Below are 21,301 nucleotides of genomic sequence, written 5' to 3' on the forward strand. Positions count from 1 at the left end.
AAAGTCACAGGATTATTCTCGCCAACCAAAAATATTCAGTTGCAGGTCCATCACATCATTATCCCTGTAGCGATGGTTGGTAAATGGTTGGAGCCGGTGCTGATTGGTGTCAATAAAATAGCGGAAGTCGTTTTCTTCAAAAATCTGGATGATATTGGCCAGCCCCTGCGGATGGCCGAGGTAGGAGTGGAACTCTACGAAGAGGTTTTTTACATGCCCCAGCGCGTGCCGGCAATCATGAAGCACTTCTTTTTCAGCTCCTTCGATGTCAATTTTCAAAAAATCAATCTGGCTTTCATACAAGAGGAAATCTTTCAGGCGAACGGAAGGGATCTTTTTCTTTTCGGAAGTGGAGTATATAGACGAAGAGTCCGCCGACTCACTTCCCAAAAGTACACCGCCTTCATCAATCCAGACAGCTTTTTCAATGACATTGACGTTCTCAACTGCATTGGCTTTCAGATTGTAGTCCAGTAGGGAGGCTATTTCCGGTTCGGCTTCGAAAGCAGTGATTTTCGCCTTTGGGAAAAGTTTTTTGAAATATAGCACACTCATTCCCACATTCGCCCCGCAGTCAAAAATCACGGGTTCCGGGTTAGTACTTTCAAAGTGGTAAAATTCATCTGCGAAAATCTCTTTGTGCTGCCAGAGGAATGACATCACGTCCGGTACTTTCAGCTGGTACCCGCCAAACGCTACATTGGTCAGCTTATGACGCGGGCTGTTCCCGTATTGGAACAACAGCTTCATAAACTCGCGGTTCGTTTGCGTTCGCAGAGAATGATAGGGTTCTTTCAGTAAATAGCGCAGCCAGTACATACAATAGCGAGTTCTTTTCTGGTTCAGATCAAAGCTGATACTTCAACCAATTTTTTATTTTCAGATAAAAAGGAAGACGATAATAGTCACCAAACAGTTTGATCATTTCTGCATCGGGTTGGATGTTGGGGTCAATTTCAATCTTTTCGGGATTCATATCTTCACCGTAATACCCAGTTTTGAATGTAAAGTTAGTCCCGCTGCCGTCAGTGCCTATATTTTTAATTTTGGACCGGACAGGGTAAACTCCGAATGCATTGTTTTTGAACTGACAATAAGTCCATCGGATTGCCCAGGAATCGATTACTTTTTGCTGTTGTTTGACCAGCATTGGCCAAAGGTCTTCGCCTCCCTTTGCAAACTCTTTGACTTTGTTCCTGTCTTTTTTCAATGATACAAAATCAGAAACTGACCAATCGGCTTTATTCCACCTGTCAATCCATGTACCCCAACCCCAGGAACTTGCCCTGGGGGCCAGAAAGAGATCTTTTCCATAACCCGCAGGAAACGGGATCGGCGGACAATAGGCAGTAACTGAAAATATATCAGCCCGGGATTGATATGTGTCCAATGCTTCGTTCATAAAAGCCAGAAAATCCGGTGTCGTCAGCATATCGTCCTCCAATACAATGATCTTCCCCTGCAATTTCAGAACTTCGCTCACCCCTTTGATCACCGATATGGCGAGGCCGTTATTTCTGTCGGCCTCAACTACTTTGATGTCTTTGAATCCTTTAAGTTCTCGCAGATATCCCCTTATTTCTTTTACCAGAGGCTTATCTGATTCATGCCTGGGCCCGTCGGAATAAATAATCAGATTGCTTCCGGAAGCCAGCGTGTTGTGCTGCAAAGCTTCAATCGTCTGACGCAAATGCCAGGGGCGGTTGTAGCAGAACAAAACGATGGGGGCAAGATTAACCGGCGAGGTCATGATTAGCTCTTAAAGGCATCAATAATCAGAGAAGTATAGCCTAGCTTGCCATTTTGGTTCCGGCTGTCATGATCAGCGGAACGTCTGATCATGCCGTCTTCCGGTTTCCAGGGATTTTTATGGAACTCACCGTTTTCATCAAAATATTCGAGTGGCTTTACCTTAAACCCTATTTCTTCTAAAAAACCGGACATCAGTTTGTAGTTATAGAGGAGTTTGTGGTCGTCGGCGCCGTTTCCGGTACCACCCGGCTTTACATAATTAATGTATTCCTCGTCCGGATGAAAACCGTCCGGCACTGCAACCCGCAAAAATCCGCCGGGTTTCAGATAGGTGTAGCAGTGCCTGAATGCCAGTTTTCCCTCATCCGGTGTCAAATGTTCCCAGACGTGCTCAGCCAGAATACGGTCGATTGAGTTCTCGGGGAAGTATTTTTCCCAGTCGCTTTTTTTCAAAAGGTTTAAAGTTTCGATGTCGGAATGGATCCATCCTTTATAAAGCGAAAACATGGAGCCAACAACCATATTCACAGGTTTGGAACGGTCATAAGAAACCAGCTGAAACAGGCTGAAAGGCTGTTTTAGAATGCCGGCAACTATTTTTTGCGTTAAAGACATCAGAAAAATAAATTAATTAAATGCTGGAATTCGTAATGCATTTGTTTCCTCAAAGATAGTAATCAGCTTATTCACTTTTGGAAATACTCGTTTTGATCAAATTCCAGCCGGCGCTGAAACCATTTGAAATATCTTCCGAAACTTTCCAGGCAAGAACCCCGCCGCCAAAAATAATCGTGACAATAACCGACCTGGTCAGCACATCTACCAGAATATCGGAAAGTTTGCCGGAAGAAGACGCTGGAATAAACCAGACAGCCAGGTACGCCACTGCCGCGAGAATGATAACTTTTACGGTTCCGATTGTAAACGGCTGAATATTCATTTTGTAACGTATGAAGAACAGCTTTACTACATTGTAGGTTACAGTTGAAAATAACGCAGCCGCGGCAGCACCGTTGAAACCATAAATAGGGATCAGAAACTGGCTGCTGAAAAGTATCAGAACTGTGAAGAAAAGCATGAACACAATATCATAACGATAATAGCGCGAATTGGTGAGAATTTCGGTGTTCAAGCCAGTCATCATGTCCGTGATCCGGGATACGCCGACCATCAAAACCACCCATTTTCCCTGCGCGTAAATATCGGATTTGGGGATCAGGCTGAAAATCGCATCAATGTTTGACCAGATCCCGAGGAAAAGAAACGTGCCTATGATAAAAAGGTTCAGGGACGATTTTTTGTATATGGTATCAATGTGAGCAATGTCGTTCCTGGCGTAGGCTTCTGAAATAATCGGCGCGCTGATCATCACAATACTGTTTCTTGGTATGGAAATCACAAGGGCGATCCGTGAGGCAATATCGAAGACAGCAGTACTACCGAGCCCTCCCTGAAAAGCTGGAAGCAATACCTTTTCGATATGTGGGAGCAAAGCTGCACTGGCGCCGCCAAGCACTACCCAGAGTCCGTAACGGTACATTTCTTTGAAAGCCGGGTGTTTTATGAAACCAAAATCAAGCGAAGTGTACAATCGTTTTTGAAAATGGAGATACACCAGCATCGCTGTAATAGCTACGCCGTAACTTACCACCGTCAGATTGACCATGGTATCGAAAGAGATGATCTTGAAACCAAAAAGAATGACCACCAGACTGTTCGCGAGCCGTAATCCTACCTCGCGGATCAAAGAAGGTACTGCAATACGAAGATTGATCCGGGAGTATGATTCCAGGGCCAGCAGGTAAACCATCCCAACGGTGAGCGGAATAAATACATAGTAATACCTGACCAACATCGGCGAGTGGTCGAGATAAAACTTTAAGTACAGTGGCTTAAACAAAAGATACAGCAGGACGAAAGCGGCCAGGCCGATCAGAGGAGTGATAATGATGAACGTGAAAAGCTGCCTCCTTGAATGGTCGTCCTGAAACCTGCTGTGAAACCGCACCGCGACTGAGGGGACGCCCAGCAGGGCAAATGACATATATATTACCGGGAATGTGAGCAGGGTGGAAGCATACAAACCGAGTTGCTCCTGGGTCAGATACTGATTGTACAGTATCAGAATGTTAAAAATCCCAATGATTACACCAATATAAGAAACAATTGAGCTTTTAAATCCCTGACGTACAATAATCCCCATTGAGGTTCTACTTGGTTTAACAGGGCGAAATACGGTAAAAACGACAAGATAGCCTAACGAGCGTTACTATTTAGGGGTATCGTCGTCTTAGTCTATATTTCTTTTGATGACTAAATATTATCTGGTTTGAAAGTTTTAAGTATCGTTGGCGCTAGGCCCAATTTTATAAAAGTGGCCCCTATACATGCAGTTTTTCAAAAGCATCGTGATATGGAATCCAGGATCGTACATACCGGTCAGCATTATGACGACCAAATGTCTGGTATTTTTTTTGATCAGCTCAATCTGCCGCGACCGGATTATTTTCTGGGAATAAATAACGGATCTCACACAGAGCAGACCGCTGGTATCATGTTGCAATTCGAGAAGGTTATTCACACTGAAAAACCCGATATGGTACTGGTAGTAGGCGATGTAAACTCAACACTTGCCTGTGCATTGGTCGCAGCAAAAGAACAGGTTCCGGTTGTTCATGTGGAGGCAGGGCTCAGGAGCGGGGACCGGAGAATGCCGGAGGAGATCAACAGGATCATGACAGATAGCATTTCGGATCAACTGTTTGTGACTGAGCAGGCAGCTGTGGACAATCTAAGAAAAGAGAATATCCCGGCAGAAAAGATCCACTTCACCGGAAATGTATTGATTGATTCGCTGGTACGCTATCGTGCAAAGGCCTCTGAGTTAAAAATTTCTGAGCAGCTCAACTTGAGAACCAGATCATACGTATTGATGACAATGCATAGGCCAGCCAATGTGGACAACGAAAAGAGTCTGAGGCAAGTTATTGAGATAATAAAATGTGTTGCCGGAGATGTACCTGTTGTATTTCCATTGCATCCGCGTACCTTGAAAAATATAGCAGCTTTTGGATTGAAAAATGAAGTCGAACGCATAAGAGGACTTCAGATCATGAGACCGCTGGGTTATCTTGAGTTTTTGAATCTCATGGACAACGCTGCACTGGTCATTACAGATTCAGGGGGCGTTCAGGAGGAAACCACCTTTTTAAATGTACCCTGCATCACGCTCCGGGAAAGTACGGAGCGTCCTGTTACCGTAGAAGTCGGGACAAATAATCTTTTGAATACACTGGATAAGGAAGTTGTCCGGCCTGCCATGGAATCAATACTCGGCGGATCTCCGAAAATAGGTAAAATCCCCTATTTGTGGGACGGCCAGGCTGCTGAGAGGATCGTTGCAATTTTAAGAGAAAAATACATTTAGTACGTTTGTGAGAAATTAAGGCTTGACGGCCAATCCGAAATGATCAAGATTTTAAAAAACAGTGTCTGGAGTTTGCTGAACAGTATTGGTCTGGGTGGTAGCGTCCAGCTATCCCTGGATGGTGCCCTGAAACAATATGGCTGGTTCAGAAGCTTTCACACCAAACAGTCAATTGATATCAATGGTGATCCGTTGCCATGGTATACTTATCCTTTTATCTTATTCCTCAAACCAAGAATCAAATCTCATTTTGAAGTATTTGAGTATGGTTCAGGTAACTCGACGAGATGGTACGCCGGTCAGGTAAAACATATTACTGCGGTTGAGCACGACAGTGACTGGATCAGGCAGATAAGTTCCAAGCTTCCGGCGAATGCGAAAATACTCGAAAAGCCTTTGGGAGATTCCTATGTTAAATCGGTGCAGTCCACAGGAGAGCTATACCATATCATAGCTGTCGCTGGCCCAAACCGGGTTAAATGTGCCAGTTTTGCGATCGATTTTCTGACGGACGACGGCGTTCTCATTCTTGACAATTCAGAGAGACATTGGTATCAGACGGCTAAAGAATATCTGGCCGGAAGAGGTTTCAGGAGACTGGATTTTATTGGAATGGCGCCGATCGTGGGCATTGAAACCTGCACCAGTGTATTTTACCGGGATAATAATTGCCTGGGCATCTGATTTCAAAACGTCAGTTCATACGTTCTCTTGACACTTTCTTTTCCTCCGATGTTTTGTTTAAAACGGGCCAGAGAAGGTTTATGAATTCCTTTATGATCCAGTGATATGCCAAGGTCGAGGGTGGCTATTCCTTCTTTCCAGCAATAGCTGTAAATTGTTTCGGTCAGGATCACATAGGGGCTGTAGTGACGGTAGTCGGGGACATCTGCCGACAGGAAGTTGTAGATAATGCCGCGGCTTACGCGGACAGTCAATGAAAGGGCGATTATTTTCTCCGAATCCCTGACGGTAAAAATCTTTACTTCTTCCTTGAATTTCATCAGCAGTTCCTCAATTTGTTGCTGCGATAATGTGAGCGAATATCCTTTCAGTGTCCTGCATTCGAACAAAAAGCTATGAATAAATCCAGCCGGGAGATTTTGTTCCAGACCGGCCCTGAATCCCGCTGCCTTTGCCCTTTTTAATTTTCTGTTTTCTGATGCAGCGATGTGATAGGTAAATCTATCGGAATCAACGGGAATTGAATGGTTGATGAATTCGCCGGATACTGTGAAGCCAGCGCTGCGATAGGTGTAGTCCAGGCGTATATATTCCCAGGCGGCGTAATAGCTTAAAGGAGCGGTTTTAACGATCAGTTTCTTACCTTCGCGAGCGGCAATAAATTCTTTTATACAGCAAACTAAGAAATCAAGATCATCTTGCTTACAATTTTTATCCACCTGAATTCCGCCAAAGGGAGCCCTGAGAGGCGACACCCAATGACCGGGAGTGGGCTCTGCGCAGTGAAAAATTCCACAAGGCGCGGGGATGTTTTCAGTGAAGAGCAGGAAAGAAAATATTAACCCAGTGCTCTGTGTGCCCAGATGCTCAGGTTTCAGGTACAGGAAAGGACGGAAGCTCAAATCGCCGCATGAAGTGTCCGAGGTTGTGAATAATCGTACTTCGCATCCGTTATGCTGCCACCTAGTTTCAGAGTAGTGTGTATCTAGTTTGATATATGTAAAATTTTATATCAGGGTAAATATGTACATTAATTGAACTTATTTTTTTAGAAATTTGAGCCGATCGATAACGATTTCTACACGTTTGCTAAAAATTGGTATACTAATTTGATATTTTTCATGTTTAATACAATGCTGATCGCTAAATTTGTTAATTCGTAACACAGTTGCAAATTATTCGTCAAATGCCTGTTTAGATTGTAAATCAGGATCTTTTATTGAAAGATCGTTGTATAACATAAAGTAGTTTGCTTAATTTAACCAAGAATACAAAGTAATCCTAATTCAATTGGACACGAACCCGTACATGAAACACATACTTATTGCCGAGGACCATGCAGTGGTGAGGATAGGTACCAAACACCTTCTGAAGTCTTTAATCCCCGAGTCAACAATTTCTGATGTTGACGATTTTGATAAAATCCTTCAGGAACTGGAAACGAAAGCCTACGACCTCCTGATCCTGGATATCAATATTCCGGGAGGTAACACCACCAAAATGGTTGAGACCATTCGCAGTAAATCTCCCGGGATAAGAATACTGATGTTTTCCAGTTATGATGAACAACTTTACGGCCTTATGTATCTTCAGGCTGGAGCAGACGGATATTTGTCCAAAGATGCACCGGAAGAAGAGTTTAAGTCTGCGGTAATGAGTGTCCTCAATAATAAGAAATACATGAGTGAAGATATGCAGCAGATGAATATCAACAGGCTCATCAACCCCAAGGAATTTCAGCCAGATCCGATCGTTAGCCTTTCTCCAAGAGAAACGGACGTTATGAACCTCCTTAAAGAAGGTTTCGGAACGGCAAAAATTGCTGAAAAGCTTAATCTGCAACTTTCCACAGTTAGTACTTATAAAGCCAGGATATTTGAAAAGCTGGGCGTTAAAAATATTGTAGAGCTGATCACCAAGATCAAGTAAGGCTCTTTTGGAATTTTGAAATCCCTGCCTTCTCAAAGGGGCAGGGATTTTTTTTACATACCAGGTAATAAATCGGTAGTTATGAGGAAACTTAGTGTTGAGGAAATGGGCCGTTTGACGGTGGAGGAATTCAAAGAGTCTGAGAAATTTCCTTTCGTGATAGTCTTGGATAACATTCGCAGTCTCAATAATGTGGGATCATTTTTCCGGACCGCGGATGCTTTTAGGGCACAGAAAATTATTCTTTGCGGTTATACGCAACAGCCTCCGCACCGGGAAATAACCAGGAGCGCGCTTGGGGCTGAACTTTCTGTAACCTGGGAAAAGGAACGGCAGACAGTAGATGCAGTCAAAAAACTGAAAAACCGGGGATACCATGTCTGGTGTGTAGAGCAGGCAGAAGGCAGCGTTTTGTTGCAGAATTTTGCTCCTGAACCAGGTATTCCATACGCCTTTGTATTTGGAAATGAAGTAGAGGGTGTAGCAGATGAGGTCATTGCCGCTTCCGATGGTTGCTTGGAAATACCTCAGTTTGGTACCAAACATTCTTTTAACGTGTCGGTTTCAGCGGGGATCGTATTATGGGAATTTGTCAGAAAAAACTTAACATAAATATAACACAGAAAATTTGGTCTTTGTGATTTAATAAAACGTAATTGCAAGTTATTACTAACGTTATGGTGAACGCTGATCCGCTTGTTTAAAAGACGCCCGAATCTGGTTGTTACCAGTCTATTTTTAACGATCTTACTATTTAGGTTATGAAATCTGCTACAAAAAAATTGTCGAATGAAATTGCAGAGACGCTCGCAGGAAAAATCGATGCAGTCTCGGCCGGATCAAAAAAAATAAAGAAGTCTATCGAAAAAGCAGCTGAGAAACTAGCCAAAAAGGTGGCTAAGTTTGAAAAGGAAACTTTGAAAAAGAAAGCGAAGGAAGCTAAAAACGCTGAAAAGAAGTTAAAATCCAAAGACAAGCATTCGAAAACAAAAAAAAGTAAATTAGAGAAGGTAACCCTGCCTGTTGCCATTGTTGCACCTACGGCACCTGTTGCACCACAACCCAAAACTGCAGTAGCGAAGGTAACAAGCACTAAACCAGCCCCAAAAGCTCCCGCAAAACCTGCGATAAAAACTACGGCCCCAAAAGATGAGGCTAAGCCGGTTACGGCAGAATAAAGCCCGCTAATGCAATTTATTTTGATAAACCGCATTCAACTCTCAACAGGGTTGAATTTTTTTGTGCTGTTTGTTCCTATTGTCGCAAGCATCCTTCCTGTCAGACCTTTCTCATGACGGTATGAAAAATAATCTTCATTGTGGATGACGGTCGAATATGGAGAAATTTCGATATGCTCAGTTTTAAGTCCTGCACTTACCAATTGGTCATGATTGGCCAGTTTAAGATTTACATAATATTTGCCTCGTCCGGCGTCCCATCGTTTGTACTCCGGGTTAAAATGCTCGGCTACCTCTTTGCCAACTTCAAAAGAACATTCGTCAATACAGGTTCCGATATAAGCATAGCAATTTCCAGGATTTGTTCCGAACTGTTCTTGTAAAGCTTGTGTGGTTTTTTGTACAATCAGCCCGACAGTTCCTCGCCAGCCGGCATGAATGGCTGCAATAGCTTTTAGTACCGGGTCATAGATCAGGATAGGCGTGCAGTCGGCAATAGTCACAGCAAGTTGCACATTGGGTTTATCCGTTATTAATGCATCGTACATTTCAAATCTTCCCGGATGCTCAACATTCATAATGGCTGTTCCGTGAACCTGATGTGACTTAGCCACACGGTCCAGGGATACGTTTAATGCCGCAAAAAAGCGCCGGTTGTTTTCGGCAATATTTTCAGGATCGTCGGGAGATGAGCCGCCCAGGTTCAGTGAGTTGTAAGGTTCTTTGCTCACTCCCCCGTGCCTGGTGCTCTCGGCTGCTATCAACTCGGGAAATTGACTGAAAATGCGTGGTACGCGAAAAAGTGGCTTTTGTGTTGATATACTTTGCTCCTTCATGGATCTGGCTTACTTGTGCTATGGTTCTTCAAATGTATAGCTTGCCTTTAAATTAACAACAAAAAGAGGGTGCCCGTTGAGCACCCCCCTTTTCATTCCGACTCTATTATTCCGCCTTTTACGTGAAATATCGATTTATCCTTCCAGTCAGCAACACGACAATAGTCCATCGCAGCTACTTTACTCCTCACGCCGTTGGTACAGATCACAATTATTTTTTGATACTGTACGAGTATGCTTCTCTTTTCTCTTATTTCGGCCAGTGGAATATTGACCCCTCCTTCATTGAATTCTTCGAACTCCCAGGCCTCGCGAACGTCAACCAGCACAGAACCGGGATCGTCACGAATAATTTTTCTGGCTTCCGGCAGATCAATATCGGTGTAAGTATTCCTTGTCACGACTTCCGGAGTTTACCTGGCGTTTGCGAACGGATGGTCCTGAACGACTGGTATATTTTTGGAGATCAGCTTATGAATATCCCTTAGAAATGCTTTTTCTTCCAGGTCGCAGAAAGAGAGTGCAGTTCCCTTGGCTCCGGCGCGGCCGGTCCTGCCGATCCTGTGCACATAGGTTTCGGGAATATTAGGTATCTCATAGTTGATCACATGCGTCAGATCGTCGACATCAATTCCCCTCGCAGCGATATCTGTAGCCACCAAAACCCTGGTAGTCTGTGTTTTGAAATTCTTTAATGCAGTTTGCCTCGCATTCTGAGATTTATTTCCGTGAATAGCTTCTGAAGTCACGCCGGCTTTTCTTAAAACTTTCACAACCTTATCTGCACCATGCTTAGTCCTCGTAAAAACCAGAGCAGTTGCGATGGATGTATCTTTTAATATATGCAGGAGCAGCGAGTTCTTATCCGATTTATCAACAAAAAACACAGATTGCCGGATTGTGTCAGCCGTGGAAGATACTGGCGTAACCTCTACTTTCGCGGGGTTGGTAAGAATCGTATTGGCCAGTGTCACAATCGCAGGCGGCATTGTTGCCGAGAAGAAAAGCGACTGGCGTTTTGCGGGCAGCAATTTGATGATCTTCTTTACATCATGGACAAAACCCATATCCAGCATACGGTCCGCTTCATCCAGGATGAAAAATTCAAGCTGGTTTAATTTTATAAAACCTTGGTTAATAAGATCTATCAACCGTCCCGGTGTGGCGATCAGTACATCTACACCTCTCTGGATTGCGTCAGTCTGCGGTTTTTGGCCTACGCCACCAAATATTACCGTGCTCTTTACAGAAGTGTGCCTTCCGTATGCGGTAAAACTCTCACCGATCTGAATGGCCAGCTCGCGGGTAGGAGTTAAAATCAGTGCCCGGATTCTGCTTCTTTCGGATCTGTTTACAGGATTTGAATGCAGTAGCTGCAGCATGGGGATGGCGAAAGCGGCGGTTTTCCCTGTTCCGGTTTGCGCGCAGCCTAACAAATCTCTGCGTTCTAGTATAATGGGAATGGCGTTTGCCTGGATCGGGGTAGGAGTGGTGTAACCTTCTTCTTGGAGCGCCTTTGCAATGGGCTCAATGAGTTTTAAATCTTGAAATGTCATTTGGTTTTTTTAAAGGCCACTCATATTTTGATAAATAAAACGGCCGGATATATGAATGGCCTAATGCAGGCCGATGGTATAACAGCGCTGAAATTTTAAACGTTCAGTCCGTATGCTTCCGCAAAGGTACCCATGTTTATTTACAATTGCATGAAGGATGCCGATACGGGCCAATTTTTCAGACAAATCTGTCATTTAGGGCTGCTATTGTTCGAGTGAATTTTAAATTAGAATACCATTAGAGTTGCTCCGTACGGCCTTTCTGGCCAAGGTTTATAGCCCGGATTTTACTATTTTGGGCTAATTTAAAATTGTTATCCATGGAGTTATACTATTCTTTTTCTGCTTTAATTGTCCTTTCAGCCATTTTTTCATACGTCAATGCCAGATTTCTGAAACTTCCCGCGTCCATCGGAATTATGGTCATAGCCCTGATCGTTTCGCTGGGTTTAATTGCAACTGACAGTATCTTTCCAAAGACTTTCGTCCGGATCACAAACCTGATCGCGAGTGTGGATCTGACCGAAATTCTGATGGGCGCCATGCTTAATTTCCTGTTGTTTGCAGGAGCAATCCATTTGCATCTGGAAGACCTGAAGGAACAGCGAATGCCTGTTATTATTTTCTCAACAGTGAGTGTGGTGATCTCGACTTTTGTGATCGGTTTTTTGATGTTCAATATCCTTCCGCTTCTGGGGATGCATATTCCGCTGATCCAGTGCCTCGTTTTCGGAGCATTAATTTCTCCCACCGACCCGATTGCCGTTTTAGGAATTCTGAAACAAGCGGGTGTGCCCAAATCCCTCGAGACTAAAATTGCTGGGGAATCCCTTTTTAATGATGGTATGGCGGTAGTGGTATTTATCCTGATGCTGGCACTGGCGCGTGGGGAAGAAGTAAATACTTCATTCAGCGGTATTTCTATGCTGCTGGCGAAAGAGGCGCTCGGCGGGATTGCATTGGGCCTTGTGCTGGGCTTTGTAGGATCCCAGATGATCTACCGAGTCGACGGCTATAATGTGCATGTTTTAATCACACTCGCCATTGTAATGGGTGGGCATCTGGCGGCTCAGGCAATGCACATGTCAGGCCCGCTGGCGATGGTAGCGGCAGGGTTAGTAGTGGGAAATTATGGAAAAAATCTGGGCGGAGTTTCGGAAACCGAGCGGGATTATATCGACAAGTTTTGGGAGCTCGTGGATGAAATCCTGAATGCCATACTATTTCTGATCATAGGTTTTGAGCTGCTTCTGATACCGGACCTCAAACAGTACAGTTGGGCGGGACTTATTACCATTGCCGTAGTTCTTTTCGCGAGGTTCGTATCTATTTACATACCTGTCCGGTTGATTCCTTTTAAAACCAAGTTTGGTAAAAAATCCATTACGATCCTTATATGGGGAGGATTGCGGGGCGGGGTCTCCATAGCGCTCGCACTTTCGATAGACCAGGAATTAAATAAGGATCTGATCCTCGCAGTAACCTACTTCGTGGTGCTTTTCTCAATCATTGTACAGGGGCTTACAGTCGGGAAACTGACAGCCAAGATGACGGAAAACGAAGAAAATAATAAGTAGCACCTTACATTTCAGGGTTTTCGACCAGCTGATTGAGCAATGCATTGGTCTTGTTCAGCCAGAGAAACTGTGCCTCGCAAGTCCAGTGCGAATCGCCTTTTAGGTAGGAAGATGTGCCCATTTTCCGGTAGTCGGCAAGAACATCAATGTACGGGATTTGAAAATCGGGATGCTTGTATATCCTTTCAATCAGGTTGTTATACTCACCAAAATCGGGATTCAGGACAGACACCTTGTTGGGAATGATGGATAACATGACAGCATCAAAACCAAGAGAATCGGCTATTTCGCGGCTTCGGTTCAGATTCTGGACGATTGTGTCAACTTCTGAATTATCCAGTTCGGAGAACGATGAAGTAACGGTCGAAGTGTCCCGGTCTGTGTCCATATAATAGACCATATCCCTGTCATTATTCACAAGGGTAACGGTTTTGTTGACCCGATTAAAAACAAACTGGTTGAAATCGGCTTTCCATTCTTTTAATTTCAGAAAAAAGTCGTTTTGGAAGAGTAATGCGTCCAAGCGGTCTTCTGTGTGCGTGGACTTAAAAGCATCATCCAGGCGGTGCATGAATTTCTGTGGAACATATCTGGTAACAAAGGTGGCGGTATCAGGAATCAGGACGGAAATCGGGGCAACCATTTTTTGCCTGAAATGCCTTTCAATTGATTCGATTAAAAGTACATTGGTTTCCGAGGTATCGGTTTTGATATGCAGAAAATCACTCCAGTGAACGTAGGTGTAATTGTCCACCGGAAAATCCTTTTTTTCGACCCGTTGTTTTTCGGTAAAGCTATCGCCGATCACATACAAATGGACTTTTTTTGAAGTTGATTTGACGGGCGGCTTATATCCCGTACACTTTTTCCTGGGATCGCGAAAGTCGGACAGATTGGAAAGCCGGTAAAGGTCACCATAGTGATAACCATCCTGGATCAGGCCCAAACGCTGAAATTGTGAAAGCAAAGCCGGACTTAGGCCGATTACCCAAATCATACAACACAAAACGAGAATAGCGTACTTTAAGAATTTCATAATTGCTACCGCAACTTAACCGACCAAACTTGTATCTTTTTTTCCGACCTGCTGAATATCAATAGTTTGTAATACCCTGGCTGATAAGTGAGCTGCACAGGCATTTCTGAAGGAATTGCTTTGTCACCCAGTCGTTTACCTGTCATATCAAATACAGTGGTGTAATTTCCTGATTTGATCGAAATAAAACGATTGTCGACACCGAAAAAGTGATATTGAATAACCGAATTCGGCAGGATATCCTTGATCTCGAAAAGCTCTTTTCCCTCTTTGGTAATGATAGCAGTTTTGGAATTCAGCGACCGGATCAAAATCCAGTCCAGCGAATTCCGGTCGAAAACTGTTCTGAATTTTGAGCCTGGTTCGGGCCTGATAAGCTGTTTTCTGGAAGTAATCCTACCGTCGAGTCCGATTCTGATCACTTCGCCGGACACGCTCAAACCAACAAGCTCCGGTTGGCCCGATGCCAGGTTCTGTGTCCAGGTAAATGCGCTTTCCGTCCGCGTCAGAATATCAACGGGGAAACCCGGGCGTACCGTTCCGTTTTCTTTCAGCAGATATATCTTTCCATTTTTCTGCGTAACAATGAAACCCCGGTTTCCGATCTGGTTCAGCGCGACCACAGGACCCTGGATATTTTCAAAACGCGTCGAGTAATTCAGCTTTTTGACAGGCTTGGTAACACTTTCCCAAAGGAACAATTCTTCCGATTTATTCTTGATAATAAACCGGTTACTACCTTCATCACCGCCGTCGATGGCATACAAAGCACTAATGTCCTCGCCAGAAGGCAGACTACCTGTGAAAGTGGTTACCCTGGTGGAGTCGTCCTCGTCAAGGGCATACACCGTCCGGCTGGTGGCAAATATCCTTTGCTGCCTTCCGATATTGAGGAAATCCACTTTATAAGCGGCCGTGACGATCGGGCCGTTCAGCTTCGCAATGGTTTCAGTTTTACCTTCTCTCAAATTATTGGTTCTGAGTAGATTGTTGTTCTGATCCGTGAGCAGGATTTCCGAGCTGCCGTCGACCGGGTTCTGAAGTGCGGCAAGTTCAGTATCAAATATGACCGGCCATTCAATGTCAATATTCAAAAATGTGCGGTTCAGTACTTTGCTCGCGGTCTGCCTTTTCTTTGGAACCAACGTTATTTCAGGATAGGCATTATCGCTTTCCAAGTGACACTGAACAAGAACTGACTCAATTTTTGAGGTGAAATCCGGGTAGTTTTTAGTGCCCACATTGTCCGTTCTTGACTGGGCTTTGCGAAGGTTAACGATCAAAGAAAGCTGGGCTTCCGATTTAGCATTTGTCAGCACGCTGTCAAATTCGGGAGATTGCTTCCAGGTGATCTGGTTTTCATAGTCTACAATGTAATTCTGGAGTACCTGGGAATTGTTGCTGATCACGAGGTAAGGCGCTACGTATGTGATGTAGCTTCGTTTGAAACCGGAGAACATCGGTCCGTAAAGCCCGGATGGAAGTTCGGGAATGGGAATCGAATAAATATCGTAGCCCTGGTACTGGTCGGCTGAAACATTGGTTTCCTGCGTCGAAAGCTTCGCCAGCTTTTGTAAAACAGGTCTCAGCTTATCATAGTTTGAAAATTCAGCTAGTAGTATTTTTCCGTCGCTTATGCTGTTATTTTCCTCAAGTTGGCACAAAATCAATTCTGATCCGAGATTATCAATGAGAAGATTGCTCTCGTTTGAGATATGGTAATAGAGCTTGTCCCAGGCTTCGGATTTGTAGCCTTTATGCCATTTTAGAAATGCCTTTTTAAATGCCGCTTTATCCACTGCCGCCGACCTGTAAAAGAAAGAGGTTTGCTGAGAAATGTGTTTATGGCCTGCAAACGGAGCACCGGGGATATCTTTAAGGATTTTGGTAAGGTAATAATCAGGAGCATCGGCGCCGGCAGACTTTAAAGAGAGATTGCCTTGCTTAATCGTGTTCTCAATATGAAAATCCTGGAGGACCGGGAAACCCTTCGAAAACTCATTGAAAGTTCCGTTGCTCCCGCCCGTCGGAACCACAGATTTCCATGCTTCATTTCTGATATACAAGCTCGTCCCATATTGAGAATCGCTCATGGAAGCAAACTGCGATTTCAATTTGAAAGAGCTGATATTCAAGGAAGAAGCCCGGACGGCATCTTCGATCAGGTCGCCGTAATAACTGAGGATCAAGAAATTGTCTTTGATCAGATAGGAGAACAGCGGTCTTGAATTATTGTCGATAATGTCTGTGATCCGGTGATCCTGGAAGGTGTGATGCAAAGCTCGGATGCTGGCATGTTGGGGACTGCCCAGCCATTTTGACTCCTCATCACCGGAAATCGGAATATACATGATAACCCCCCATTCGGTACTGGTGCGGGGATGATATGAATAGGAGAGATCCTTGCCTTTGAGAAAATTGTAAAGCTTTTTTTTATCAGGAGTAAGCAGATTCAGCAGCGAAAGATTGTCACTTGCGATATCGAGTAGTGGCAACCTTTTGATGTCAAGATCAGCCTCCGTCGCGACATACAGCGAATCCTGCAAATGTTCACTTGTGATGACAACAATAGCATTGGACGGAATAAATTTCCAGGCGGCAGAAGAGCCTCGGGACCATTTAAAAAGGAAATATCCTGCTGACGCAACGGCAATAATCAGCAGGATTACAAAAATCTTTTTTTTCGACACAAGCCTGGTTTTTAAGCGCGGATCGCCCTTACTTTTTTATTCAGATCCAGACGGAACCGCAGCAGTTCTTTAAAGCTTCTTATACACACTTTCCACAAATTCCATTTGACGATGGAAACCGTTCCTGTTTCGCGGTCTTTATGCGTAATCGGAATATCAAAAAGCTGTTGTCCTGATTTTTTCGCCATTACCGACAAAAATATATTCGGCGCAAAAGGCTCTGGAACAGGCAGCTGGTCCATCAATTTTTTCAGGAAAGTACCTTTAATAAGACGGAACGGAATGTTGCTGTCCATAATAAAGGTTCCATAAACAGCTGAAATCGTACCGCGCAGGAATTTGGTGATGAACAAACGCACGCCGGCATCATGACGTATTTCCCGGTAGCCCAGAATAAACTGTGATTGTTCACGCTTAGCCCACAGTTTATCAAAATCGTCTGAAACAAACTGGTCGTCGCTATCCGTCTGAAAAACGTATTGTGAATCCAGTTCCAGTGCTTTGCGGTACCCGTTTACCACAGCATTGCCATGACCGCCGTTTTTCTGGTTGATCACCGTCAGGTTGGTAACCTTTTGTTCCAATTGATCCAGAAGAACCTTCGTATTATCCTTCGACCCATCATTGATGACGATGAGCGTTGTATTATCGTTTGGAAATTTATTTTTAAGGAAATCAGTCCAGTTGTAAACTACTTTTTCTATACAATCCTGTTCATTGTAAGCGGGCATTACTATACTGAGAAGGTACGACATGCAGAATCTTATTTGGTATGTTTGGGCGAAATTAATAAATAAAGCGTGTAACCAGGCTATGAAAAATGATAATTTAGTAAGCGAACCTATCCTTTAATGCGTTGATCGGCTTCTCGAAAAAGTGCCATGAAAGGGCGGCGATTATAATTGTAAGAGCCATGACTATCAATGCCTCAAAAGCGACATTGCCTCTCAGGTCAGGGATGTACTGGTAGATTTTGTTAAATAATCGTACCGTTGGGTGCATAGGCCCACTATGAAAATGATTATAAACAAAGTTGTGATACAAGTACAGGCCGTAACTGATCTTGCCAAGATAAATGCTCACTGGATTTTCAAGAAAAGCAGCTATCGGCCCGTTAAAACCGATCACAGCCCTGCCGATCAGGAAAAAACCAAAGATTGACGAAACCAGCCTGTCGAAGACGACGAACGAGATATTGAATCTTTGTTCAAAAGACCGGGACCAGTATTGCAGAATGATCCAGAGGATTAATCCGCCTAATACAGGCCAGGATTTGTCAAAAAGCTTACGGAATGTATCTCCTTTATAAAGCTGCAGCCATGCCATCAGGGCACCCAATGCAAATGAATCCAGGCAGGCAGGTGTGCTTACATAGGTGACGATCCAGTTATCGCTTGTAAAATCTTTTACCATGATAAAATAGAAAAAGCGAAACGCAAGGCCGAGTAGCCCCATCACACCCAATACCGGGATCAGTTTGTTTTTGGGTATAAAAAAGATCAGAAAAGGGAAAAACAAATAGACCTGCTCTTCGACGGCCAGCGACCACAAATGATCCATGGAGCCCATCCAGGTTTTGTACAGCGCCATATATATATTTGTCCCGTAAAGTGCCAGCCATGCCAGCTTTTCCCGGACGGGGGGTACATCAAATGCATACAGGAAAACAATGACGAGATAATATACCGGGAATATCCTGATTGTTCTCCGTATCAGAAACTTACGCAGATATTTCTTGAATCCGCCCGGCGTTCCGTAAGATTTTTCCTTGCTTTTTAAAAGTATCCTGGAAATCAGAAATCCGCTGAGCACGAAGAAAATGGTTACACCAAGGGCTCCGAAAGGGATGACGTTTACGGTTACAAAGAGGTGGTCGATGAGAACCAGCGCTATGGCAATGAAACGGATTCCGTCAAGTTGAATAATGTGTCCCTGCGATGTTGTATGCATGTTTACCAGTTTACCTTCGCTTTCTGTTTCTGTGTTTCTTTCACATTGATTTGTTTATCTCTGAAGAGAATTCCGGTCTGGTCACCCTGCTGTCTGATAAGCGCAACCCTGTATGTTCCTTTATTGAGTTCCGAATAGGGGATTTCGGCATGGAAGCCGGGGGCAAAATAGTATTGTTTCAAAAACAGTTCTTTGCGGCTTTTGTTTCTTGTCCTTTGAGCAGGGAAAATATAGAATCTGTCGTTGGAGCTCAGTAATATATACACGCCGCTGTCCTGAAGGCGCTGACTTGAAAAGTTGCTGTTTGTGACGGTGAAGAACTTTTCATCAGCTTTGAATGTGGTCTGGTCGTATAGATTGACCATCCCACGTGAGCTGCCGGAATAATTTTGCCTGTCTGCGATGGAAATCAGAGGCAGCAGTTTTTCGTAGAACACCGGCGTCCTGGCTACAATCCCGGCGGCAAAAGAAGTGTCGGTGGGATACTTTAACTCCTTGTCGGTATAAGTCCAGTTGAACTGATCTGTCGTCAGCATTTTCCGTAATTTATGTGCGTCCACCAGGTGATAATGGTAGCTGAACACATTGAATGTAATGGCAAGAAATACGATCGTTGTGATGTACGGGGACAAAAAACTGCCGCGGATCGGAATGACAACGTACAAATAGGCAACGATAAGGAGCAGTACCGAATAAATTTTGTATTTGCTATCGATAAGACCTTCCAGGCCAAAACCGGCCCTTCCGTACACAACAACCAATGCCGTACCAAGTATAAAAAGGATGGTACCAAGGCAGAAGAGGTCTGTATATCTCTCGAATTTGTTGCCATACTTGTTTCTGGAAATCTTGAAAAGTGTAGTGGAAATGATCGAAACCGCTACCAGAAATAGCACCACTCCTATAAACAGGCACGCTTTGAAATGGTCGAGCACCGGGATGGATTCGGCAAAAGATCCCAGAAATGCCATATATCCTTTCACAAGCTGGAAAATGGATGCATTGGATTCCGGATTGGATTCCGGCCTGCTGTATTTATAGAAATAGCCAAAAATGAATGCGCCGCTGACAATGATCCATAGCGCGAACCTTTTCCTGTTTTGGGTAAGAAAAAGCAGAAGTGCGCCGATTGGCAGAACAAACAAACCGTTTGGACTGGTCAGGACTGTGACTCCCGCCAGAAAAATGGAAAGTATAAAAGGTCCATTTTTTGGGTTAATACATAAATAAATCGTCCATAGCGAGAGTGTTACAACCCCGAAATTCTGGATAGAAGCCATTCCCCAATACATATTTTCCCAAAATGCCAGTGAAAGCCAGATAAATGGGATGGGGACAAGCGCGAAAAGCGGCTTCTTATTGTTTTTAAGAAGCTGGTGCCAGAGCGGAATAATTCCCAAAAGCAGCAGGTTCCCTGCCAGCATCAGGTGTTTAAAGTTTAATTTGCCAAAGATGGAGTAGTCGATCCATGCGACGAGGCGTGTCAGTACGATCCGGTGCTCATTATGCTGTCTGCAAAGTGCTGCGATTTTTGATTTCCAGTCTGTTGCGTGGGCATATTCCTGGATAAAAGCCTTCAAAGCATGATCATCCCACTTGGGTATATTGATAGCATAATAATTCCAGACCGTAAAGTAAATCAGGATCGGTAGCAACAGGATCAGGCTCAGGATTAAGGTTAAAGCCTTTTTTGTCATGCCGGAATCATTATTTGACCAATATGTGACAGGATGGAATCGGGATCAAGCCCCGATAGCTTTTGATGATAGGACTGACTTCCATACCTCCCGTTCGGATAACCTTCGGCTTTCAGACTTTTGAAACTTTTCGGAAAGATGCCTTTTTCAAGCAACTGCACTGAGAGTTGCTGCGCTAGTCCGCCGGTGCTGATGTGCTCTTCTGCCACCAGTATTGCAGGTGCGTTTTTCACCAGTGTCGCCAGATCGTCATTTATTTGTAACGGAAAATGAAGTGCCGATACTACGTTTACCTTGTCCGCCAGCTCGGGTGACAGGGCTAAGGCAGTCATCACATTGTTGGCAATAGGACCCAATGCAAAAATGGTCATTTCTGACGCACTGCCCTGGTGGATTATTTTAAAAGAACCTATCGCTATACTGTTTTCCGGTGTGGTTTTACCTGCTCCCAAACGAAGGTATGCCGGCCGGCCTTCGGCCGCAATCTGACGCACAACAGGTTCGACTTCATCAGCAAATGCAGGCACCCACACATTGGCATTCTGCATTCCGCTCAGGCAGGCCAGATCTTCCAGTGTGTGGTGGCTGCTGCCCATGATCCCGTAACCATATCCACCGCCATTTCCTACCAAAAAAACCGGCAGATTGTTGAAACAGACGTCGTTACGGAATTGTTCGAGGCAGCGGTAAACAATGAAAGGGGCAATGCTGTAACAGAAAACTTTATATCCTTTGTGGGCAAATCCGGCTGCAACGCCGATCATATTTTGCTCAGCTACACCGGCATTAATAAATCTTTTGCCCAATTTGGCCTGCAGATTTTCCAGTGCATTGTAACCCAGATCGCCGGTAATGAAAACAATGGAATCGTCTTCCATTGCCAGCTGCTCCATAGCGGTTGAAAATTCTTTTCTCATTTTATAAATTTGGCTATCCTTTTATTCATTGATTAGGATGAACCTTTAAGTGAACCGATTTTAATTTCGATA

The 21,301-nt window shown here is 44.1% G+C and carries 20 protein-coding genes; 6 read left to right on the forward strand and 14 right to left on the reverse strand.

What is annotated here, in order from left to right:
- Nucleotides 1-12: 12 nt before the first annotated feature.
- The 4 genes from FBF61_RS11290 to FBF61_RS11305 all read right to left on the reverse strand — a co-directional run bounded on the left by FBF61_RS11290 (nucleotide 13) and on the right by FBF61_RS11305 (nucleotide 3,955).
- Nucleotides 13-819 (reverse strand): FkbM family methyltransferase, encoded by an 807-nt coding sequence (locus FBF61_RS11290; RefSeq protein WP_138477338.1) that lies wholly within the window; start codon nucleotides 817-819, stop codon nucleotides 13-15.
- A gap of 28 nt (nucleotides 820-847) precedes the next feature.
- A complete protein-coding gene (locus FBF61_RS11295) occupies nucleotides 848-1,750 on the reverse strand; it encodes a glycosyltransferase (RefSeq protein WP_138477339.1) in 903 nt (300 codons plus the stop codon).
- 2 nt (nucleotides 1,751-1,752) lie between these two features.
- The gene (locus FBF61_RS11300; protein WP_138477340.1) at nucleotides 1,753-2,367 is read right to left on the reverse strand and encodes a class I SAM-dependent methyltransferase; all 615 of its coding nucleotides are present in this window, start codon (nucleotides 2,365-2,367) and stop codon (nucleotides 1,753-1,755) included.
- 67 nt (nucleotides 2,368-2,434) lie between these two features.
- Complete coding sequence (locus tag FBF61_RS11305; protein WP_138477341.1) at nucleotides 2,435-3,955, reverse strand: lipopolysaccharide biosynthesis protein; 1,521 nt, start codon at nucleotides 3,953-3,955, stop codon at nucleotides 2,435-2,437.
- 126 nt (nucleotides 3,956-4,081) lie between these two features.
- Here FBF61_RS11305 and wecB point away from each other — a divergent pair, with 126 nt between their 5' ends.
- Entirely contained in the window at nucleotides 4,082-5,179 is a 1,098-nt protein-coding gene (gene wecB, locus FBF61_RS11310) for a non-hydrolyzing UDP-N-acetylglucosamine 2-epimerase (protein ID WP_138477342.1), read from the forward strand.
- Between the two features lie 39 nt (nucleotides 5,180-5,218).
- Nucleotides 5,219-5,863, forward strand: a complete 645-nt coding sequence (locus tag FBF61_RS11315) for an FkbM family methyltransferase (protein WP_138477343.1) — start codon at nucleotides 5,219-5,221, stop codon at nucleotides 5,861-5,863.
- 2 nt (nucleotides 5,864-5,865) lie between these two features.
- Here the strand turns inward: FBF61_RS11315 and FBF61_RS11320 are convergent, their stop codons facing one another.
- Complete coding sequence (locus FBF61_RS11320; RefSeq protein WP_138477344.1) at nucleotides 5,866-6,765, reverse strand: GNAT family N-acetyltransferase; 900 nt, start codon at nucleotides 6,763-6,765, stop codon at nucleotides 5,866-5,868.
- Nucleotides 6,766-7,171: 406 nt separating this feature from the next.
- Here FBF61_RS11320 and FBF61_RS11325 point away from each other — a divergent pair, with 406 nt between their 5' ends.
- The 3 genes from FBF61_RS11325 (at nucleotide 7,172) to FBF61_RS11335 (ending at nucleotide 8,970) form a co-directional block, all read left to right on the forward strand.
- Nucleotides 7,172-7,792, forward strand: coding sequence for a response regulator transcription factor (locus FBF61_RS11325; protein WP_138477345.1), 621 nt, complete (start codon nucleotides 7,172-7,174; stop codon nucleotides 7,790-7,792).
- Between the two features lie 81 nt (nucleotides 7,793-7,873).
- Nucleotides 7,874-8,404 carry an RNA methyltransferase gene (locus FBF61_RS11330; protein WP_138477346.1) on the forward strand — a complete coding sequence of 177 codons (531 nt, stop codon included), beginning with the start codon at nucleotides 7,874-7,876 and terminating at the stop codon, nucleotides 8,402-8,404.
- 149 nt (nucleotides 8,405-8,553) lie between these two features.
- Nucleotides 8,554-8,970, forward strand: a complete 417-nt coding sequence (locus FBF61_RS11335) for a histone H1/H5 family protein, HCT subfamily (RefSeq protein WP_138477347.1) — start codon at nucleotides 8,554-8,556, stop codon at nucleotides 8,968-8,970.
- Nucleotides 8,971-9,005: 35 nt separating this feature from the next.
- Here FBF61_RS11335 and pgeF read toward each other — a convergent pair whose 3' ends face one another.
- From pgeF to FBF61_RS11350, 3 genes are all read right to left on the reverse strand, one after another.
- Nucleotides 9,006-9,806 carry a peptidoglycan editing factor PgeF gene (gene pgeF, locus FBF61_RS11340; RefSeq protein WP_138477348.1) on the reverse strand — a complete coding sequence of 267 codons (801 nt, stop codon included), beginning with the start codon at nucleotides 9,804-9,806 and terminating at the stop codon, nucleotides 9,006-9,008.
- Nucleotides 9,807-9,898: 92 nt separating this feature from the next.
- On the reverse strand, nucleotides 9,899-10,207 hold the full coding sequence (locus FBF61_RS11345; protein ID WP_138477349.1) for a rhodanese-like domain-containing protein: 309 nt from the start codon (nucleotides 10,205-10,207) through the stop codon (nucleotides 9,899-9,901).
- 12 nt (nucleotides 10,208-10,219) lie between these two features.
- A complete protein-coding gene (locus FBF61_RS11350; protein ID WP_138477350.1) occupies nucleotides 10,220-11,362 on the reverse strand; it encodes a DEAD/DEAH box helicase in 1,143 nt (380 codons plus the stop codon).
- A 320-nt stretch (nucleotides 11,363-11,682) separates the two neighbouring features.
- On the opposite strand from FBF61_RS11350, the gene FBF61_RS11355 reads away from it, so the two are divergent.
- Nucleotides 11,683-12,939, forward strand: a complete 1,257-nt coding sequence (locus FBF61_RS11355) for a cation:proton antiporter (protein ID WP_138477351.1) — start codon at nucleotides 11,683-11,685, stop codon at nucleotides 12,937-12,939.
- 4 nt (nucleotides 12,940-12,943) lie between these two features.
- Here the strand turns inward: FBF61_RS11355 and FBF61_RS11360 are convergent, their stop codons facing one another.
- The 6 genes from FBF61_RS11360 to FBF61_RS11385 all read right to left on the reverse strand — a co-directional run bounded on the left by FBF61_RS11360 (nucleotide 12,944) and on the right by FBF61_RS11385 (nucleotide 21,229).
- The gene (locus FBF61_RS11360; RefSeq protein ID WP_229215008.1) at nucleotides 12,944-13,936 is read right to left on the reverse strand and encodes an alginate O-acetyltransferase AlgX-related protein; all 993 of its coding nucleotides are present in this window, start codon (nucleotides 13,934-13,936) and stop codon (nucleotides 12,944-12,946) included.
- Nucleotides 13,937-13,980: 44 nt separating this feature from the next.
- A complete protein-coding gene (locus FBF61_RS11365; RefSeq protein WP_138477353.1) occupies nucleotides 13,981-16,665 on the reverse strand; it encodes a hypothetical protein in 2,685 nt (894 codons plus the stop codon).
- Nucleotides 16,666-16,676: 11 nt separating this feature from the next.
- Entirely contained in the window at nucleotides 16,677-17,420 is a 744-nt protein-coding gene (locus tag FBF61_RS11370) for a glycosyltransferase family 2 protein (protein WP_138477354.1), read from the reverse strand.
- A gap of 73 nt (nucleotides 17,421-17,493) precedes the next feature.
- Nucleotides 17,494-18,615, reverse strand: coding sequence for an acyltransferase family protein (locus FBF61_RS11375; protein WP_138477355.1), 1,122 nt, complete (start codon nucleotides 18,613-18,615; stop codon nucleotides 17,494-17,496).
- Between the two features lie 2 nt (nucleotides 18,616-18,617).
- Complete coding sequence (locus tag FBF61_RS11380) at nucleotides 18,618-20,312, reverse strand: hypothetical protein (protein WP_138477356.1); 1,695 nt, start codon at nucleotides 20,310-20,312, stop codon at nucleotides 18,618-18,620.
- Nucleotides 20,309-21,229 (reverse strand): transketolase family protein, encoded by a 921-nt coding sequence (locus FBF61_RS11385; protein WP_138477357.1) that lies wholly within the window; start codon nucleotides 21,227-21,229, stop codon nucleotides 20,309-20,311. Before FBF61_RS11385 ends, FBF61_RS11380 begins: the two co-directional genes overlap by 4 nt.
- Nucleotides 21,230-21,301 lie beyond the last annotated feature (72 nt).

It is taken from the genome of Dyadobacter bucti (genome assembly GCF_005869225.1).
Taxonomy (GTDB): Bacteria; Bacteroidota; Bacteroidia; order Cytophagales; family Spirosomataceae; genus Dyadobacter; species Dyadobacter bucti.

Coding starts and splice junctions, on each gene's coding strand:
- FBF61_RS11305 (WP_138477341.1), bottom strand. CDS start 3,955: ATGGGGATTATTGTACGTCAGGGATTTAAAAGCTCAATTGTTTCTTAT.
- FBF61_RS11300 (WP_138477340.1), bottom strand. CDS start 2,367: ATGTCTTTAACGCAAAAAATAGTTGCCGGCATTCTAAAACAGCCTTTC.
- FBF61_RS11355 (WP_138477351.1), top strand. CDS start 11,683: ATGGAGTTATACTATTCTTTTTCTGCTTTAATTGTCCTTTCAGCCATT.
- FBF61_RS11290 (WP_138477338.1), bottom strand. CDS start 819: ATGTACTGGCTGCGCTATTTACTGAAAGAACCCTATCATTCTCTGCGA.
- FBF61_RS11330 (WP_138477346.1), top strand. CDS start 7,874: ATGAGGAAACTTAGTGTTGAGGAAATGGGCCGTTTGACGGTGGAGGAA.
- pgeF (WP_138477348.1), bottom strand. CDS start 9,806: ATGAAGGAGCAAAGTATATCAACACAAAAGCCACTTTTTCGCGTACCA.
- FBF61_RS11385 (WP_138477357.1), bottom strand. CDS start 21,229: ATGAGAAAAGAATTTTCAACCGCTATGGAGCAGCTGGCAATGGAAGAC.
- FBF61_RS11350 (WP_138477350.1), bottom strand. CDS start 11,362: ATGACATTTCAAGATTTAAAACTCATTGAGCCCATTGCAAAGGCGCTC.
- FBF61_RS11370 (WP_138477354.1), bottom strand. CDS start 17,420: ATGTCGTACCTTCTCAGTATAGTAATGCCCGCTTACAATGAACAGGAT.
- FBF61_RS11325 (WP_138477345.1), top strand. CDS start 7,172: ATGAAACACATACTTATTGCCGAGGACCATGCAGTGGTGAGGATAGGT.
- FBF61_RS11360 (WP_229215008.1), bottom strand. CDS start 13,936: ATGATTTGGGTAATCGGCCTAAGTCCGGCTTTGCTTTCACAATTTCAG.
- FBF61_RS11315 (WP_138477343.1), top strand. CDS start 5,219: ATGATCAAGATTTTAAAAAACAGTGTCTGGAGTTTGCTGAACAGTATT.
- FBF61_RS11380 (WP_138477356.1), bottom strand. CDS start 20,312: ATGACAAAAAAGGCTTTAACCTTAATCCTGAGCCTGATCCTGTTGCTA.
- FBF61_RS11375 (WP_138477355.1), bottom strand. CDS start 18,615: ATGCATACAACATCGCAGGGACACATTATTCAACTTGACGGAATCCGT.
- FBF61_RS11335 (WP_138477347.1), top strand. CDS start 8,554: ATGAAATCTGCTACAAAAAAATTGTCGAATGAAATTGCAGAGACGCTC.
- FBF61_RS11295 (WP_138477339.1), bottom strand. CDS start 1,750: ATGACCTCGCCGGTTAATCTTGCCCCCATCGTTTTGTTCTGCTACAAC.